Annotated in this window: 14 protein-coding genes; 6 read left to right on the top strand and 8 right to left on the bottom strand. The window is 60.7% G+C overall.

Translation table 11 applies throughout. The annotated features are described in order from the left end of the window. Positions 1-257: 257 nt before the first annotated feature. The gene (locus IEV54_RS07670) at positions 258-932 is read right to left on the bottom strand and encodes an SGNH/GDSL hydrolase family protein (RefSeq protein ID WP_150279366.1); all 675 of its coding nucleotides are present in this window, start codon (positions 930-932) and stop codon (positions 258-260) included. Positions 933-1379: 447 nt separating this feature from the next. Next, entirely contained in the window at positions 1380-2732 is a 1353-nt protein-coding gene (locus tag IEV54_RS07665; protein ID WP_150279367.1) for a class II 3-deoxy-7-phosphoheptulonate synthase, read from the bottom strand. Between the two features lie 58 nt (positions 2733-2790). Between IEV54_RS07665 and IEV54_RS07660 the strand changes: the two genes are divergently transcribed. After that, a complete protein-coding gene (locus tag IEV54_RS07660; protein ID WP_150279368.1) occupies positions 2791-3675 on the top strand; it encodes a spermidine synthase in 885 nt (294 codons plus the stop codon). 12 nt (positions 3676-3687) lie between these two features. On the opposite strand, the gene IEV54_RS07655 is transcribed toward IEV54_RS07660, so the two are convergent. Further along, complete coding sequence (locus tag IEV54_RS07655; protein WP_150279369.1) at positions 3688-4530, bottom strand: sulfurtransferase; 843 nt, start codon at positions 4528-4530, stop codon at positions 3688-3690. A gap of 98 nt (positions 4531-4628) precedes the next feature. Between IEV54_RS07655 and IEV54_RS07650 the strand changes: the two genes are divergently transcribed. Both IEV54_RS07650 and IEV54_RS07645 read left to right on the top strand, forming a co-directional pair. Further along, a complete protein-coding gene (locus IEV54_RS07650) occupies positions 4629-5813 on the top strand; it encodes a CaiB/BaiF CoA transferase family protein (protein ID WP_150279370.1) in 1185 nt (394 codons plus the stop codon). A 66-nt stretch (positions 5814-5879) separates the two neighbouring features. Beyond that, positions 5880-7034: a DUF5610 domain-containing protein gene (locus tag IEV54_RS07645; RefSeq protein ID WP_150279371.1), complete on the top strand. Its 1155-nt coding sequence runs from the start codon at positions 5880-5882 to the stop codon at positions 7032-7034. Positions 7035-7048: 14 nt separating this feature from the next. On the opposite strand, the gene IEV54_RS07640 is transcribed toward IEV54_RS07645, so the two are convergent. Then, complete coding sequence (locus IEV54_RS07640) at positions 7049-7537, bottom strand: SprT family zinc-dependent metalloprotease (protein WP_150279372.1); 489 nt, start codon at positions 7535-7537, stop codon at positions 7049-7051. A gap of 122 nt (positions 7538-7659) precedes the next feature. Between IEV54_RS07640 and IEV54_RS07635 the strand changes: the two genes are divergently transcribed. Further along, on the top strand, positions 7660-8958 hold the full coding sequence (locus tag IEV54_RS07635; RefSeq protein WP_150279373.1) for an MgtC/SapB family protein: 1299 nt from the start codon (positions 7660-7662) through the stop codon (positions 8956-8958). Here the strand turns inward: IEV54_RS07635 and IEV54_RS07630 are convergent, their stop codons facing one another. The 3 genes from IEV54_RS07630 to IEV54_RS07620 form a co-directional block, all read right to left on the bottom strand. After that, positions 8959-9426 carry a flavodoxin family protein gene (locus IEV54_RS07630; protein ID WP_150279374.1) on the bottom strand — a complete coding sequence of 156 codons (468 nt, stop codon included), beginning with the start codon at positions 9424-9426 and terminating at the stop codon, positions 8959-8961. A 40-nt stretch (positions 9427-9466) separates the two neighbouring features. Continuing rightward, positions 9467-9754, bottom strand: a complete 288-nt coding sequence (locus IEV54_RS07625; RefSeq protein ID WP_150279375.1) for a hypothetical protein — start codon at positions 9752-9754, stop codon at positions 9467-9469. A 152-nt stretch (positions 9755-9906) separates the two neighbouring features. Next, on the bottom strand, positions 9907-10932 hold the full coding sequence (locus IEV54_RS07620) for a hemolysin family protein (RefSeq protein ID WP_150279376.1): 1026 nt from the start codon (positions 10930-10932) through the stop codon (positions 9907-9909). A 285-nt stretch (positions 10933-11217) separates the two neighbouring features. On the opposite strand from IEV54_RS07620, the gene IEV54_RS07615 reads away from it, so the two are divergent. Both IEV54_RS07615 and ggpS read left to right on the top strand, forming a co-directional pair. Further along, positions 11218-12552 carry an MFS transporter gene (locus IEV54_RS07615; RefSeq protein ID WP_150279377.1) on the top strand — a complete coding sequence of 445 codons (1335 nt, stop codon included), beginning with the start codon at positions 11218-11220 and terminating at the stop codon, positions 12550-12552. Beyond that, complete coding sequence (gene ggpS, locus IEV54_RS07610) at positions 12536-14800, top strand: glucosylglycerol-phosphate synthase (RefSeq protein WP_150279378.1); 2265 nt, start codon at positions 12536-12538, stop codon at positions 14798-14800. The genes IEV54_RS07615 and ggpS overlap by 17 nt, the downstream gene beginning before the upstream one ends. 446 nt (positions 14801-15246) lie before the next feature. Here the strand turns inward: ggpS and IEV54_RS07605 are convergent, their stop codons facing one another. After that, positions 15247-17112 carry a choice-of-anchor I family protein gene (locus tag IEV54_RS07605; RefSeq protein ID WP_150279379.1) on the bottom strand — a complete coding sequence of 622 codons (1866 nt, stop codon included), beginning with the start codon at positions 17110-17112 and terminating at the stop codon, positions 15247-15249. Positions 17113-17131 lie beyond the last annotated feature (19 nt).

The following is a 17131-nucleotide window of genomic DNA, read 5'->3' as shown; positions in this document are numbered from 1 at the left end:
CGGGGGGATTGGTCTCAGTCGGCGAGGATGACGTTTGCGGGGGGATTGGTCTCAGTCGGCGAGGATGACGTTTGCGGGGGGAGATTGGTGTTGGTTCGCGAGGATGACGTTTTTAGAGGAGTCGGTGTTGGTTTGCGAGGATGATGGTTTCGGGGAGATTGGTATCAGTCGGCGAGGATGACGTCATTCCCGCGCACGCCCCCTCGTCATTCTCGCGAACGCGGGAATCCATTTTGACCTTGTTGCAGATACCCTCCTTACAACGCCTGCTTGATCAGATCAGCCAGTACTCGCGAGCCTTCGGCGGTGGGGTGGATGCCGTCGTTTAGCAGGTAGCGGGCTTCGTTGCCGTTGAAGGCCTGGCGGACGTCGATGAAGGTGATGCCCAGGCCGGCGTAGGTGGCGGCTTTGCGGTTCATGCTGTAGTTGTTGATTTCGCGCAGTTCCGCGGCGTTGCCGGTGCCGTTGTAGTAGCCCAGGAAGATGATGTTCTCAATGCCGTCGGCGCGCATTTGCTGGGCGAGTTGGGCGATGCGGTCTTCCAGGTCGTTGAGCAGGGGCATGCAGCGGGTTAGGGAGGGGGCGCAGCTGTTGAGCTGGATGTCGTTGCCGCCGCCGTTGAAGATCACTGTCTTGATGCCGCTCTTGTTGGCATTGGCGTATTGGGCCGGGATGGCGTAGCGGCTGCGGCAGATGAAGTTGCCGCCGATCATCTGGCATCCGGAGCGGGCGCTGGTGTTGATGGTTTTGTCGAGGTCATCTTCCAGGTAGCGGTGAATGTCGCCTGACAGGGCGAATACCGAGTCGCCGACGATCAGGGTGTCTACTGGTGCAACCGGTGCGGGGTTGAAGGCCTGGGCGTTGCTGAGGCAGAGCAGTGAGACGAACAGGACGGTGAGGCTCTGGCGCGTCATGCGCAATAGCGTAGTCATTGGATATCCTTTTGTTGGTTTTGTCTGAGAGCCATACTGCTGAAATGGCTCGGAAAGGATACGACTATGGATTTTGGAGTAAAGCACCCAAACAGGTGATTCAGGCTTCGAGGTCGGTCAGGGGGCGGGGATGGCTGAGCGCTTCGCGGCGGGGACGTCGCTGCTGTCGGGGGTTGTAATGCTCAAACCCGCTTTTTTTACACCCCTAAAATGGATCCCCGCGTTCGCGAGGATGACGTTTGCGGGGAGATTGGTGTGGGTTTGGCTGTCATTCTCGCGCACGCGGGAATCCATTTTGATGTTGGGGCAGCATCGAACCCCGCTACATATTGCACAAACCCGCTTTTTTAAACCCTGAAAATGGATCCCCGCGTTCGCGAGGATGACGTTTGCGGGGGGATTGGTCTCAGTCGGCGAGGATGACTTGTGCGCGAGGCCCTCTGTTCTCTATCGCCGGGCTTTTTTCAGGGTTTCGGCGATCATGAACGCCAGTTCCAGGGACTGGTCGGCGTTGAGTCTGGGGTCGCAGTGGGTGTGGTAGCGGTCGGAGAGGCCGGCTTCGGTGACCGGGGTGGCGCCGCCTATGCATTCGGTGACGTTCTGGCCGGTCATTTCAATGTGAATACCACCGGCCCAGGTGCCTTCGGCCTTGTGGACGGCGAAGAACTGTTCGACTTCCGTGAGGATCGCGGCGAAATCGCGGGTCTTGTAGCCACTGGAGGCTTTTATGGTGTTGCCGTGCATGGGGTCGGAGCTCCATAGCACCTGCTTGCCTTCCCGCTCGATAGCGCGCACCAGGGCGGGCATGTGGGCTTCTACCTTGTCGGCTCCCATGCGTACGATGAGATTCAGGCGGCCGGGGTCATTCTCGGGATTCAATACGTCGATCAGGCGCAGTAGCTCGTCCGGGTCGGTGCTGGGGCCGGTCTTGACGCCGATCGGGTTGTTGATGCCGCGCATGAATTCCACGTGAGCGCCGTCGGGCTGGCGGGTGCGGTCGCCGATCCAGAGCATGTGGGCGGAGCAGTCGTACCAGTCGCCGGTGAGGCTGTCGCGGCGGGTGAAGGCCTGTTCGTAGTTCAGCAGCAGGGCTTCGTGGGCGGTGAAGAAGGATGTTTCGCGCAGTTGTGCGCTGCTGTCCAGGTTTACGCCGCAGGCGCGCATGAAACCGAGGCTTTCGTCGATGCGCTCTGCCATGTGTTCAAAGCGGGCGCTGTTGGCGGAGCTGGCGATGAAGTCCAGGTTCCACTGGTGCACCTTGTCCAGACTGGCGAAGCCGCCCTGGGCGAAGGCGCGCAGCAGGTTCAGGGTGGCGGTGGACTGGTGGTAGGCCATCAGCAGGCGCTGGGGATCGGGCGCGCGGCCGGCAGCTTCAAAGCCGATGCTGTTGATGATGTCGCCGCGGTAGGCGGGCAGGGTGATGTCGCCCTGGACTTCATCATTGGCCGAGCGCGGCTTGGCAAACTGCCCGGCCATGCGGCCTACCTTTACCACCGGACAACTGGCGGCAAAGGTCATGACCACGGCCATTTGCAGCAATACCTTGAAAGTGTCGCGGATCTTGGGTGCAGAGAATTCGGCAAAGCTTTCGGCGCAATCGCCGCCCTGCAGCAGAAAGGCGCGGCCCTGGGTGACTTCGGCAAACTGTTTGCGCAGCTCTCGCGCTTCTCCGGCAAACACCAGCGGTGGATAGCCTGCCAGCGTCTGTTCGACCTGGGCGAGTGCGTTGGCGTCGGGATATACCGGTTGCTGAATGATGGGTTTGCTGCGCCAGCTGTCGGGGGTCCAGTTTGCGGTCATGGGGTCTCTGCTGTGGGGTATCGGGTGTAAGTCTTGAGCCACGATGGTAACCTGAGACATGCCATTCAGACACCCTATACCTTTGATCGAGCGGCTTTATCGGCGGCTCGGCGCCTGGTTTGCCGCTGCCCGGGGAGGGCGCACCATGTCCCGCCTTGATGCTCTCGACGACAACCAGCCAGAACAGCTTCTGGCCGAGATCCGTGACGATTTCGGCTCCCTGCGGCTGACCGAGGCGGGCGCTTACCGCTTTCTGTATTTTGGTGAGCAGACCGAGCAGAGTTGCACCTTTACGGCCGATCCGGCGTGGCTGGAATACGATTACACCCGGGCAATGTTGCTGGCGCTGTTCTGGAAGACCCGGCCGCAGCGCGTCACGCTACTGGGGCTGGGCGGTGGTAGCCTGAACAATTGCGTGCTCAGACATTTTGAACCCGAGCAGGTCACGGCGGTTGAGTTGCGGCCTGCCGTGGTCGATGCCGGCTACCGCTGGCTGGGGCTGAGTCAGGATCCGCGCCTGAGGATCAAGATTGGTTGTGCGGAGCAGTACATCAGCGAGTCGCCGGCCAGTTGCGATCTGCTGTTTGTCGACCTGTATATGGAAGGCGGCATTTCCCGTCTGCAATTGCAGGCCGAGTTCTTTTCTCGCTGTCACAAGGCCCTCAGACCAGGCGGTTTGCTGGTCATCAATCAGTGGCAGTTGGGTAATACCGGCCAGCCTTATGCCGGCCGCATGCTGCAACAGCTGTTCGGCGACCACTATCTGCAGGTGCCGGTGGAGGAGGGGAATATCCTGTTGCTGGTGCCCGAATCCGGGGAGCTAGCCCTGGAAAAGTCGCTGATGGACGACTGGGCAGACGACCTGGAGCCGCAGCTGGGGTATTCACTGCGGCCCTACATCCAGGCCCTGCGCCGGGCGTCTGACGGCCCGGCATTCGACTAAGGCCGGCGCGGGTTACTCACCCGTGGCGACGGGTCTGCCCGGATCAGTTATCCAGTGGCTCCAGGAGCCGGCATAGAGCCTTGGCTCAGGTAGCCCTGCCTCGACTGCGGCCAGAATGGTATGGCAGGCGGTGACGCCGGAGCCGCAATAGGCGACCAGTTCAGCATCTCCCTTTGTCCAGGGTTCGAAGCGTTTACCCAGCTGCTCGTTGTCCAGCCAGTTTCCATTGTCATTCACATTGGCGGCGCAGGGCAGATTGGCGGCGCCGGGAATATGGCCGGCCACCGGGTCGATCGGCTCGGCCTCGCCGGTAAAGCGCGCAGGCCCGCGGGCATCCAGCAGTTGCAGCGATGGGTCGTCCAGGCGGCGGTGGATTTCGTCGGCATCTATCAGTTTTCCGTTATCCGCACGGGCGACAAAATTGCCCTCCGCCACGGGGCGCGGTGTTTCCTGGGTGACCGGCAGGCCTGCCTCTTGCCAGGCTTTGAAGCCACCGTCGAGGATTCCTACTCGCCCGTGATCCAGCCAGCGCAGCATCCACCAAAGCCGAGAGGCGAAGAGCCCGGGGCCGTCGTCATAGACGATCACCTGGGTGTGCTGATTGACTCCGGCGCGGCGCAGCAGGGCTTGCATTTGCTCGGGCTCAGGCAGCGGATGCCGACCGGTTTCACCGGGTATAACAGGTGCGGAGAGGTCTTCGTCCAGATGCAGGTAGCGGGCGCCGGGGATATGCGCCGCGGCAAACTCGCTACGGCCCTGGGCCGGTTGATCGAGGGAAAAACGCACGTCAAAAATACGCACGTCGGGTTCTTCCAGCCGCTGGGAGAGGCTGTGCACATCGATACGCTGGGTCATGGGGCGGCACTCCGAAAAAACACTGTCTACAAGCTACAAGCAGGACGGGGTAAGCTACAAGCGACAAATTGTCGCCAAAACAATAAACAGGAGCTGCCATGTCAGGCCCCCTCGCATCCCTGAAGATTCTCGATTTTTCCACCTTGTTGCCAGGCCCCTTTGCCTCCCTGTTATTGGCGGACATGGGCGCCCAGGTGCTGCGGGTAGAATCCCCCGACCGGGTGGATCTGACCCGCGCTCTGCCGCCCCACGTAGACGGCACCTCTGCCAGTCACGCCTATCTGAACCGCAACAAGGACTCCATCGGCCTCAATCTCAAGGCGCCGGAGGCCGTGGATGTGGTGCGCCGGCTGGTGATGGAATACGACGTGGTAATCGAGCAGTTTCGCCCCGGTGTCATGGACAAGCTGGGTGTGGGTTATGCGGCGCTGAAGGAGATCAACCCGCGGCTGATCTACGTGTCGGTGACCGGCTACGGCCAGACCGGGCCCTACCGCAATCGCGCCGGCCACGACATTAATTACCTGGCGCTCTCCGGCCTGGCCAGTTACACCGGCCGGCGCGATAGCGGGCCGGTGCCTCTGGGAATGCAGGTGGCGGATGTGGCCGGCGGCTCGATGCATGCGGTGACCGGTTTGCTGGCGGCGGTGATTCACCGGCAGCAGACCGGGGAAGGGCAGCATGTGGATATCAGCATGACCGATTGTGTGTTCAGCCTGAATGCGATGGCCGGTGCCGCCTGCCTGGCCGCCGATCAGGAGCCGGGGCTGGAATCAACTATGCTCAATGGTGGCAGTTTCTATGATTACTACCAGACCCGCGACGGTCGCTGGATGGCGGTGGGCAGCCTGGAGCCCCAGTTCATGCTGCAGTTGTGCGAGTTATTGGGCTGCCCCGAGCTGGTGGCGAAGGGGCTTTCGCCGTTGCCGCAGGACCGCGAACTGGTCAAGCAGACGCTGCAGGATGCCTTTGCCAGGGAAGATTTTGCCCATTGGCAGGCGCGTTTTGCCGAGATTGATGCCTGCGTGGAGCCGGTGCTGAGCCTGAGTGAGGCCGCCGAGCATCCGCAGCTGCAGGCTCGCGGGCTGGTGCAATCTGTGCCTTTGCCCGGCGGTGAGCGGACCCAGCGACAGATTGCCTGCCCTATCGTGTTTGGTAGTGGCCTGGATGCCCCGCGACATATCGGCAAACAGCTGGGTGAGGACAGCATGCGTGTGTTGCGCGGGCTGGGTCTTACGGTGGAGGAGATCGAAGGTCTGCGGGCTGCCGGAGCCCTGGGGTAAAACGACGGACGGTCATACAGTAAAAGGGCATCTGGCCGATACAGTGGTCAACTGGAGGTGTACCCAATGAGCCAATCCAATTCGATTACCCCAGGTGGCGTGCGGCAGACCGCGCCATCCCAAGCCAATGCCGCACGTCAGATTGACGGGCAGAAGACCCTGGCCAACCGGCTTGCCGAGCAGATGGGCCTCAAGCCAGGCAGTCTTGCCGGCAGCGCCGATAATTTCTCCCCCGGGAAGGTAGCGGAGCGTGTGCTCGGCTTTATCGGCGGGCGGCTGGAAAGCGCCAAGGCCGCCGGCGAAGACACCAGTAAGCTGCAGACCATGTATGACCAGGCTGCCAAGGGCGTGGAGAAGGGCTTCGAGGAGGCGCGCAAGATTCTGGATGGCATGGGTGTGCTCAAGGGCAAGGTGGCTGCGGACATCGACGACACCTGGCAGCGCATCCAGACCGGCATGGCCGAGATTGCCGAGCGGCTGCTGCCAAGTGCCGAGCAGAACGGCCGCGGTGAGGGTGTATCACTCTCTGCCAGTGCCAGCCGTTTCTCTGCACAGGCCCAGACATTTGACCTGGAAGTTACCACGCGTGAGGGCGACCGCCTGCGCATCAGCATCGCCCAGGCATCAGCCAGCCGTTCTGATAGCCAGGTGACCGCGAGTAGCGGACCGCAGGGTAGCCGGGTTGCGTTGAGTAGCCAGAGCAGCCAACTGCAGGTCGGCGCCTGGCAAGTGGAGGTGCAGGGCGACCTGAATGATGCCGAGCGCGAGTCGCTGCAGGATCTGCTGGGCCAGGTGCAGGATCTGGCTGGCGCTTTCTATGCCGGGGATCGCCAGGGTGCCTTTGACCGGGCCCTGGCGCTGGATTTGGATGGCAGCCAGTTGGCTTCCATGTCACTCAATCTGACCCAGACCAGCGTCCGCCAGGTGAGTGAAGCCTATGGCCGGGTATCGGGTCAGGGAGCGCCGGCCAGTGCGGCGAATAATGATCTGCGTGAATACGCCCAGGGGCTGGTCGATGCCTTGCGCACGGCCAGTGAGCTTTCCGAATCCGGCAACGAATTACTGCGTGGCTTGCTAGACGGCGGTTTTGCCATCGATGAACGCTTTGATCAGCCGCGCCTGGAAAAGGCCATGGATCTGAACCAGCGGTTGCTCGAGGGGTTGCAGGCCCTGCAGACAAATCCGCAGTCGCAAGCTGAACCTGAGCAGTCCGCAGAGTAATCGAGGTGTGCTGTTCAGGCTGCGCCCTGGCGACCGGTGAAGTGCAGCATGTCACCACACAGCCGGCATTGGTAACGCCGTCCACGTTTGACCAGCGCGTGACGCTGGGGCGTAAAAGGCACGTGGGCGGGGCAGCCGCAGCGGTATAGATATCGGGTCCCGCGCCGGCGCTGCACCGGGTAATCGTGGCAGCGGGTGGCCGGTAGCTTGAACAGGTCGGTCATCACCGCCTGCCATTCCCGGCCGTGGGGGCGGATGCGGGCCCCGAATACCTCATGGGCGATCAGATGGGCTACCTCATGGGGCACCGTCTGCAGCAGAAAATCCTCGCTGTGATCCCGGTACATCTGCGCGTTGAAGCGCAGCAGATTCCGTCCCAGATAGGCTACCCCGGCCTTTTGACCGCGCAGGTCCAGGTCTACCCGCGGGCGTTCGAACTTGCGCTCGAAACGCTCCTCCGCCAGCCGGTAACATTCTTCGAGACGTGCCATGAGCTTATCCATCCGGCCAGTATAATCGGCCAGCCTGTGATGCAGAAGCACGGAGAGGGCGTCTCTGCTATGTTCAGCAGATTATGTTCAGCAGATTATGCTCAGCACAATGTATAGGGAAGGAAAACACATAGATGATGGAATACGCAGGTGAGATCCCCGGTCTGCTGGTCGCTCTGGCGGTCGGTCTGATCATTGGTTTTGAGCGTGGCTGGCAAACGCAGAACGAGCATGGCGGAGCCGGGAGCCGGCGCGATGCGGATAATGACAACGACGACGCCATGGCCGCCATGGGGATTCGCACCTTTGCCCTGCTGGGTTTGCTGGGAGGCGTTGCCGCCAGGCTGACCGGTGCGACCTCGGTGTGGGTGTTGGCCGCGGTATTGCTAGGCGTAGCTGCGATGCTGGTGGTTGGCTACCTGCAAACGGTGCGAACAACCGGCGACATCGGCGCCACCACTGAGGTAGCAGCGCTGCTCACCTGCGCGCTGGGCGCAATGGCCGTGCTGGACATGCAACTGGAAGCGGTCATCGCCGCGGTGGGTGTGGCGGTATTGCTGGGTTTCAAGCGGGAGATCCACGGCGCGCTGCAGAGTCTGTCCAGACACGAGCTGACAGCCTCCCTGCAGTTGCTGGTGATCATGCTTGTGGTGCTGCCGCTGCTGCCGAATGAGGCGATGGGACCCTGGGACAGCCTCAACCCGCGGGTGATTGGCTGGTTGGTACTGCTGGTCGCGGGCATCGGTTTTGTGGGTTATTTTGCAGTGCGGATTTTGGGTGATCAGGTGGGGCTGACCCTGACTGCCTTTCTCGGTGGTCTGACCTCAAGCACGGCGTTAACGCTGAGTTTTTCGCGAATGTCAGCCACGGATACCCGCCGCCAGGCGCTGCTCGGCGCTGGCATTGCCTTGGCTTGCGGCACCATGGCGCCCCGGGTGCTGGCCGAGGTGGCCATTGTCAACCGTGATCTGTTGATGCCTCTGCTGCCCGGCATGATCCTGCTGGGGATTATTCCCCTGGTGGCCATGGCTGTAGTGCTGTGGCGCTTCAAGGGGGGGGAAGTGGAACACCAACCGGCGATGAGCAATCCCCTTGAACTGAAATCGGCCCTGTTGATTACCGCTGCCCTGGCAGTGGTATTTGTAATGTCGAATGCGGCGCAGGAATGGTTCGGCGACAGGGGTATTTACGCTCTTGCGGTGCTGTCGGGTATTGCCGATGTGGACGCTATTACCGTGGCGCTGGCCAACCAGGCCAACGACGGGCTGTCTGACACCGTTGCAGCGCGGGGTATTTTGCTGGCGTCACTGACCAATACCCTGGTCAAGGCGGCCATCGTTCTCTTTGTCGGGGGCTGGTCCCTGGCGCGCTGGGCCAGCAGCATTCTGGTGCTGGCGGTTGCTGCTGGCGCCACGGGCTGGATCTGGATCTGATCAGATGATGCCGGCGTCCAGTGCGGCGGCCATGAACTTGCCCAGCTCCTCGGTCTGATCAAGAAAGCCGTCATCCCATTGGCCCTTGAGAACCAGTGGGTCCTGCACCCATGACCAGCGCAGGCCGGTGACAATCGATTGTATGGCGCGGCGGGTGCCGGTACCGTCCTGGCCGGCGCGAATGAATGCGGCACAGGGCATGCCCTGCTTTTCCTCGAGCACGGGGTAGTAGCATCGATCAAAGAAATCCTTCAATGCTCCGCTCATGTACGCGAGGTTTTCCGGCGTGCCGAGAATAATGGCGTCGGCCGCCAGAACGTCACCTGGCTTGGCTTCCAGCGGTGGCTTGTAGATTACCTCGACGGTGTCGCCGGACGCCTGGCGTGCGCCGGTAATGACAGATTCAACCAGGCGCCTGGTGTTATCCGAGGGCGCATGGGCGACGATGAGGAGTGTCTTGTCGGTCATATCAGTCTCCTGTTGCTTTGGCTGCGTGCTGCTGCGGCTGTCAGCGGGAGCCCCAGACCCGGGCTACGGCACGTTCGGTGCCGAGCCAGGCGACAATGATGGCAAACAGGCCAACGAGGCCGAATATACCTATGGGCAGCAGTACAGCGGGATCAGTTCCTTCCGGTAGCAATACGGCCAGGCCAGTCGCCAGGGCCAGGAACAACAAACCGGTAACCCAGAGAATCAAACGGGCCTTGGGGGTATAACGATAAGGCTGGTCACCCCCTTCAAGCCGGTCAAGCAGAGGGGCAAAGAGTTTTCTGGCATATGTTCTGGGGGTCGGCATGGAGTGTCCGGTGGGTTTGAAAAAAGTCGTTTAGTGGTGCGTCTGTGAATAAGTGTAGCTGCTAAGGGCGGCCGGATGAAGTTCAGGATTGTTCGCTTTACGGCTACGGAGCTAATAAAAAAGCCAGGCACTGGGCCTGGCTTTGAAGTTGATCAGCTGGTTTTGCTGTCTTTCAACCGATGCTCCCAGCGACGTCTGGCAAAGCGGCGCATGTTGGGAATGTCGTCGGTCTCGTCCATGATCGGTTTGCCGATAATGGCTTCAACGATGTCTTCCAGGGTGACCAGACCCTGCCAGCCGCCAAATTCATCGTAGATCAGGCTCATGTGTTGACGTTCCTGCATGAGCTGGGTCATCAGGTTTTCGGCGTTCATGCTTTCCAGCGTGACCTTGATCGGCTTCATGATGCTGGAAACGGGCTGGGTGTCATCTTCGGCCATCAGGGCGTCATAACGGAACACCACGCCTAGCGGGGATTCGTCCGTGTCGACTACGGGATATCGCGAAAACTGACTTTCCTTGATGCGCAGTTTCAGGTCGGCAATGCTCTCATCGGGCAGTGCCGAGTCGCATACGATCCGCGGCGTCATGATATCCCGGACCTTCACATCATGCAGGTCGAGGATATTGCTGATCACGCGCTGTTCATCATCGTCCAGCTTTTCCAGTTCACGGCCAAGCATGGCCAGGGCTTTGATCTCCTGACGAATGTCATGCTCCGGCGGTTTGCCGCCAAACATTCTCATCACCACATCCGAGAGCATGATGAAGGGCTTGAGAATCAGGATCATCAGGCGCAGCAAGGGTGGCAGAAAGGGCGCTATGGCGCGCCAGTAGCGCGCACCGATGGTCTTGGGCACGATTTCCGAGAGCACCAGAATCAGCAGCGTCATGACCGCCGAGGCGATACCCAGGTAGCCGTCGCCGAAGACCACGGTCACCTGTGCACCTACACCGGTTGCACCCACAGTATGGGCAACGGTATTGAGCGTCAGGATCGCAGCAAGGGGCTGGTCTACGTTGTCTTTGAGATGCTTGAGCCGCTCATAGAGCTTGGGCTTTGTCTGCTTCTGATGGGCTATGTAGCTTGGGGTCAGAGAGAGTAGTGCGGCTTCCAGAATCGAACAGATAAACGAAACCAGAATGGAGAGGACAGCGAAGGCTATCAGGAGAGTCATTGGGTCCTGTTGAGGGTGGCCGGGAAGATTCGCAATCTAGCCGAAGACATTGAAAAAGTCATCAGATATTCGGGTGAAAATACGGTTTTCTTTTCGCAATATCGATTGGTTATTTGCACGCCGTGACGGGCGCCAACGAGCGATGAATCTCTCCAAGTGCTGGTAACCACCCCCTGGCTGGGGTATGGTTTTTAGCACAAAGACATAATTTTCAAGCACTTCGCCATTATTGGCATTTTTGCACTCCCTGCCTGGATCCATTTTGCAATACAGGGATTCAGATTCATGATCAAGATTCTGCTGCCTATCGCAGCCCTGCTTTCCGGTATCGCGCTGCTGCTGCTGGGTACCGGACTGCTCAACACCCTTCTAGCCCTGCGCGGAAGCGGTGAAGGCTTCACTGACCAGACCCTGGGTCTGCTCGGCTCAGCCTATTTTGCCGGCTTTATTCTTGGCACCTGGCTGTGCCCCAGACTGATCCGGCGTATGGGCCATGTGCGCGCATTCGCCTTTCTGGCCGCTGCCGAAGCTGTTTCCGTGCTGGTGCATGCCCTGCTTGTCGATCCGATTACCTGGCTGATTCTGCGGATGATAACCGGTGTCGCGCTGGTGGGTATCTATACGGTGATTGAGAGCTGGCTCAATACCCAGGCACCACCGGAGCGTCGCGGCCAGGTGTTTGCCATCTACATGGCGGTAAACCTGGGATCGCTGGCCCTGGCCCAGCAGCTCTTGCGCCTCGACAGCCCCATGACCTTCACTCTGTTTGCCCTGGCGACAATGCTGATCACTGCAGCGCTGATGCCGGTGGTGGCCACGCGCCTGTCCCAGCCGGCCATTGGCAATACCAAGGGATTGTCATTGCGCCGGCTCTGGGAAGCGGCGCCGGTGGCCTGTAGCGCAGCGCTTTTGTCGGGACTGGCCATGGGCGGGTTCTGGGGGCTGGGCGCGGTGTATGCCGGGCGCATGGGTATGGACACGCCGCAGATCGCGACATTCGTTTCTCTGGTGATTCTTGCGGGCGCCGCATTGCAGTGGCCGCTGGGTATGCTGTCTGACCGCACCGACCGGCGCATGGCCCTGGCGATTATTTCTGCCATTGCGGTTGCCGGTGGTTTGTTGATGGCTCTGCTGGGGCCATTCGGGCAGTGGCTATTGCTGGCCGCAGCAGTGTTCGGCGGAGGCTCCTTTGCCGTTTACCCCGCTGCGGTGGCTCATCTGATCGACCATCTTCACCACGAAGATATTCTCTCTGGCAACGCGTCCCTGCTGATGCTGCACGGGCTGGGGGCGGCGATCGGCCCGGCACTGGCCGGCTGGCTGATGGGCATGACGGCGCCTCTGGCACTGCCATTGTTCTTCGCGGTGATGTTCGGTTTCTGTGGGCTCTATGCGTTGCTTCAGGCGCGGCGCGGGGCCGATCGAATCGTTGACGCACCGGCACACTACATTCCCATGGTGCGCACCTCCAGCGAGGTGCTGGGCATGATGCTCGAGGACGCCGAAACGGATTCGACGCATTCAAACACGACCTCTTCAGAAGCTGCGTCTACAGATACTGCCTCTTCAGAAACTAGCCCTTCAAATATTAGGAGTACCGCCAATGATTCTGGCCACTGATCTTGATGGAACCTTCCTCGGCGGCGACCCGGATAACCGCCAGCGACTGTATCAGCTGATTGATGCTCACCCCGGCATCAAGCTGGTGTTTGTTACCGGGCGCGGTCTGGAGGTGGTGGTACCGCTGCTGTCTGATCCGGCCATACCGCGTCCGGATTACATCATTTGTGATGTGGGTGCCACTGTGGTGGACGGGGAAACTCTGCAGGCTGTGTATCCGCTGCAAAGCGAGATCGAGGCGACCTGGCCCGGCGAGCAGGTGGTGTTGCAGTCGATGGCCGGCTTTCCGGGTCTGGAGCGCCAGAACGTACCGCAGCAACGCCGCTGCTCCTACTTCTGCGAGCCCGGCGCAGTGACCGACGAGATTCATCAGGTGGCCGAAAAGCTGGGCTGCGATGTGCTGTTTTCCGCCGATATGTATCTGGATCTGTTGCCCCGCGGGGTCAACAAGGGCAGCACGCTCAAGCGTCTGATTGCCCATCTGGAGGCCGAGTTTGATGATGTGCTGGTGGCTGGCGATACGCTCAATGACCTGTCCATGTACGAGCAGGGCTTCAAGGGCGTGTGCGTTGGAGAGTCGGAAGCGGGTCTGCTGGAAGCCACCGGTGATCGCGCCAAGGTATTGCATGCCAAGCTCAGCGGCTGTGGTGGCATCCTCGAGGCCTTGGGGCATTTCGGCTTTCTGGGGCCGGTGGGTATCGATTCCGAATTGCCAGGGCTAGGTATCAAGGGCAAGGCAGACCTGGTGATGGTCTACCACCGGCTGCCCTACGAGGAGGTGGTCAAGGATGGCCAGCTTATCCGTCGACCGCCGTCTTCGCCCAACGGCATATTGCCTACACTGCTCAGTTTTTTCGCCCAGGGCCAGCAGGGCTCGTGGGTCGCGTGGTCAGTACATGATCCGCGCAAGGATCGCGCGTTCGAGGTGCACACCACGGTCGACAAGGAGCGTTACGCTAATCTGGTTGCCGCGCGTGTGGCGCTGAGCAAGAACGATGTGGATGTGTTCTACAAGCGCTTCTCCAAGGAAGCTTTCTGGCCGACGCTGCACACTTTCTGGGAACGGGCTATTTTCCGGGAAGAGGACTGGGCGGTATTTCTCAAGGTCAACCAGTTGTTTGCCGAGCGCACGGCAGCCGAAGCCGCCGAGGGTGCTGTGGTCTGGTTGCATGACTATAACCTGTGGATGGTGCCAGCTTATTTGCGCCCGCTGCGGCCGGATCTGACCATTGCCTTCTTCCACCATACCTACTTCCCGTCGGCGGACGTTTTCAACGTCTTGCCCTGGCGGCGGGAGATTATTGGCAGCCTGCTGCAGTGCGACTACATCGGGTTTCATATTCCACGCCAGTCCGAGAATTTTGTGGACGTGATACGCGGGGTGGCGCCGGTCGAGGTGCTGAGCAGTCAGGATTGCGCACCGCGTTTTCTGACCTATGGCTGCGCGGTGGGGCTGGACCGCATGACCCGCAGCGTATCGGTACACGGCCGACATATCGGCCTGGGCGCGCACCCGGTCGGGCTGGATATCGGACGCGTCAAGGAAGTGATCGACCAACCGGATTGCCAGGCCGAGATGGAAAAACTGCGCGAACAGCTCAAGGGGCTGCGTGTGGTGCTCTCGGTTGAGCGCCTGGACTATACCAAGGGAATTCTGGCCAAGATGTTGGCCTTTGAGGCGCTGCTGGAGGCCCATCCGGAGCTTGTCGGCAAGGTGTCGCTGTTGACCATCTGCGTGCCCGCAGCGGCGGAGATGACCATCTATGACACGCTTTTGCAGCAGATCGAGCAAGCGGTAGGACGTATCAATGGCCGGTTCTCCCAGGTGGGTTGGACGCCGGTGCATTTTTTCTACCGCGCCTTCCCGTTCCGCGATCTGATCGCCTATTACCTGATGGCCGATGTGATGTGGATCACGCCGCTGCGCGATGGCCTCAATCTGGTCGCCAAGGAGTATGTGGCTACCCAGGGGCTATGCGAGGGCAGCGGGGTGCTGGTGCTCTCGGAGTTTGCCGGCGCCGCCGCCGAACTCCACGGCGCCCTCCTGACCAACCCCCACGATCCCCATGACCTACGCGATACCCTGTATGTAGGCCTGACCCTCGGACGCGCAGACCGGGAGTCCCGGATTCGCTCGATGTTTGCGATTGTGCAGCACAACGATATCAAGCGCTGGGGAGATGAGTTCCTGGAGTCGGTGCAGGATAGCCGGCGTGAGGGTGTCGAGTATCTGGCCGGGAAGGGCTGAGCCCGGGAAAGTGGAAGGTCAAAACGGATTCCTGCGTGCGCGGGAATGACGAGATCCAGCCTCCGTCATCCCCGCAAACTCACGCCAACCTCCCCACAAACATCATCCCCGTGAACTCACGCCAACTCCCCCCACAAACGTCATCCTCGCGAACGCGGGGATCCATTTTCGGGTTTATAGAAAGCGGGTTTGTGCCTGATGTGACGGGGTTAGGTGCTGGCTGCGTTAAGGTCAAAATGGATTCCCGCCTTCGCGAGAATGACGAGAGAGGTGTGCGCGGGAATGACGAGGGTGGGGCGAGAATGACGAGAGAGGTGTGCGCGGGAATGACGGGGGTGTGAGGGAATGACGAGAGAGGTGTGCGCGGGAATGACGAGGGGGGTGTGGTTGGGTGTGGTGTAAAAATGGAAACCCGTCGGGTGACGGGTTTCCTTTTTTGACTTACTTCAATCCACAGTCTGGTCGATCTGGTACACGGTGGTGGTGCCGCTGACTTCGTGACCTACGATCAGTAGCGCTTCGCCGTTGGGTGAGTCTTCGGCGGAGACGAATACCAGGCCTTCTGGGCCCAGGTCGCCGGCGGCGGCCAGGTTGGTTTCTGGCTCCAGCAGGAAGTTTTCGCGGGTGTTGTAGTAGTCCACGAAGATCGGCGCTGCGGGGTCGGTTATGTCATAGACCATGATGCCGCCCATGCGCTCCAGACCGATGAAGGCAAAGGTCTTCTCGCCCAGGGTGCCCAGTACAACACCTTCCGGCTCGGGGCCCTTGGCGTCGCTGCGGCTGTCGATGGAGTCGCCTTCGTCATGACCGGTGTTGAAGAAATCCTTGCAGGGAATGGAGCGGTCGTTGGCGGCGCGGCACTCTTCACCGGCCAGATACTGCTCGAACTGATCGGCTGAGTCCCATACCAGCTCGCCATCTTCATCCCAGATGGAGAAGGAGCGGGCGCCGTAGGAGTACAGCTTGTCGTACATGAGCAGCGTGCCTGCATCGTTCTGGGTGCCGGTCGCGTCGTACATCAGCGGATCGCCGTTGGCGTCGCGCTTGTAGCCGTCCACCCAGGTGATGTTCAGGCGGCCCAGCTCTTCATCACTGCGGCAGTCGCCAGGATCAACAGCGGTGGCGCCGCAATAGGCGAACACTGCTGGGTCAAGCAGGGCGCCTGTGCCCAGGGCACGCAGTTGCGGTGGCAGGTCATCGCCCAGACGACGGTCAAAACCGCTGGCGTGAACCAGGTGCTTGACGCGGAATTCTTCAACAAAGCCCTTGGTTGCGTCACCGTCCCAGTAGGCCTGATCATCTTCGCCCCAGGCACGTGCATCGCCTTCGTTGGCGGTGACGATGTAGGTCTGACCGTTCACGTTGTAGCTGCTGATGCTGTCAGGGTGGTAGATGCCGAAAACGCCGGGGCGGGTGCGTATTGCTACTACACCGTCGTCGTCACTGGCGTCGATACCGTTGCCCGCAGCGCCGTAGTTCTTGAAGCCCAGGGGCAGAATGTCGGTGATGGTGGCAGTGGCGATGTCCAGCTTGGCCAAGGCATTGTTTTCCTGCAGGGCAATCCAGGCGGTCTGGCTGTCTTCGGATACGGTGATGTACTCCGGCTCCAGATCCTGGGACACGCTGGCGCCGGGACCATAAATACGGACTCCTGCGGCGCGCAGTGCATCGGCCTGGGCATCAAATGTGGTAAAGCCGGCAGTGCTGACCTGCGCCAGGCCCTGGTCGTCCAGGGTTATGACGCTGATCGAGCCAACCGGATCGACACTGTAATCGTCATTGGGCTCGCCCTCGTTGGCGACCAGCAGATACTTGCCGTCCGGGGTGAAGGTCAGCATGTCGGGCTGTGCGCCGACCGGTACTGAGCCTAGGAGCTCCAGGGTGGTGGCATCAAATAACGCGACAAATCCGGGGTCGGTCTTGGTGGCTGCCTCAATTGCTACAGCCAGAAAACCTTCGCGATAGGCAATGCTGTTGACCACTGCGCCCTGTGCGACGCTTTCAACGGTGAGGGTATCTGTCAGCGTGGGGTTGGCTGCGTCGGATGTATCCAGCACGTCAACGGCACCCTTGCGCGCGTTGACCACAAAGATCTGCCGATTGACCGGATCGAAGGCCGGGATTTCTGCGGCGCTCACGTCGAACTCGCCCGACTCGTAGCGGCCCAGCAGGCTCAGCGCTACGCTGTCCGGGGTCACGGCGGCGGGCGGCGTTTCGGGTGCTGCGGCCTGATCGTCATCGCTATCGGAGTTGCAGGCTGCCAGGCTGGCAACCATCGCGGCGGCGCCGGCGGTCATTATCCATCTGTTCATTGTAAGGTGTTCCCTGAAA

It is taken from the genome of Halopseudomonas salina (assembly GCF_014637955.1).
GTDB classification, from domain to species: Bacteria; Pseudomonadota; Gammaproteobacteria; order Pseudomonadales; family Pseudomonadaceae; genus Halopseudomonas; species Halopseudomonas salina.
This window is presented reverse-complemented; position numbering and strand designations above follow the sequence as displayed.

Coding starts and splice junctions, on each gene's coding strand:
- IEV54_RS07660 (WP_150279368.1), top strand. CDS start 2,791: ATGCCATTCAGACACCCTATACCTTTGATCGAGCGGCTTTATCGGCGG.
- IEV54_RS07655 (WP_150279369.1), bottom strand. CDS start 4,530: ATGACCCAGCGTATCGATGTGCACAGCCTCTCCCAGCGGCTGGAAGAA.
- IEV54_RS07620 (WP_150279376.1), bottom strand. CDS start 10,932: ATGACTCTCCTGATAGCCTTCGCTGTCCTCTCCATTCTGGTTTCGTTT.
- IEV54_RS07605 (WP_150279379.1), bottom strand. CDS start 17,112: ATGAACAGATGGATAATGACCGCCGGCGCCGCCGCGATGGTTGCCAGC.
- ggpS (WP_150279378.1), top strand. CDS start 12,536: ATGATTCTGGCCACTGATCTTGATGGAACCTTCCTCGGCGGCGACCCG.
- IEV54_RS07670 (WP_150279366.1), bottom strand. CDS start 932: ATGACTACGCTATTGCGCATGACGCGCCAGAGCCTCACCGTCCTGTTC.
- IEV54_RS07640 (WP_150279372.1), bottom strand. CDS start 7,537: ATGGATAAGCTCATGGCACGTCTCGAAGAATGTTACCGGCTGGCGGAG.
- IEV54_RS07645 (WP_150279371.1), top strand. CDS start 5,880: ATGAGCCAATCCAATTCGATTACCCCAGGTGGCGTGCGGCAGACCGCG.
- IEV54_RS07630 (WP_150279374.1), bottom strand. CDS start 9,426: ATGACCGACAAGACACTCCTCATCGTCGCCCATGCGCCCTCGGATAAC.
- IEV54_RS07625 (WP_150279375.1), bottom strand. CDS start 9,754: ATGCCGACCCCCAGAACATATGCCAGAAAACTCTTTGCCCCTCTGCTT.
- IEV54_RS07615 (WP_150279377.1), top strand. CDS start 11,218: ATGATCAAGATTCTGCTGCCTATCGCAGCCCTGCTTTCCGGTATCGCG.
- IEV54_RS07650 (WP_150279370.1), top strand. CDS start 4,629: ATGTCAGGCCCCCTCGCATCCCTGAAGATTCTCGATTTTTCCACCTTG.
- IEV54_RS07665 (WP_150279367.1), bottom strand. CDS start 2,732: ATGACCGCAAACTGGACCCCCGACAGCTGGCGCAGCAAACCCATCATT.
- IEV54_RS07635 (WP_150279373.1), top strand. CDS start 7,660: ATGATGGAATACGCAGGTGAGATCCCCGGTCTGCTGGTCGCTCTGGCG.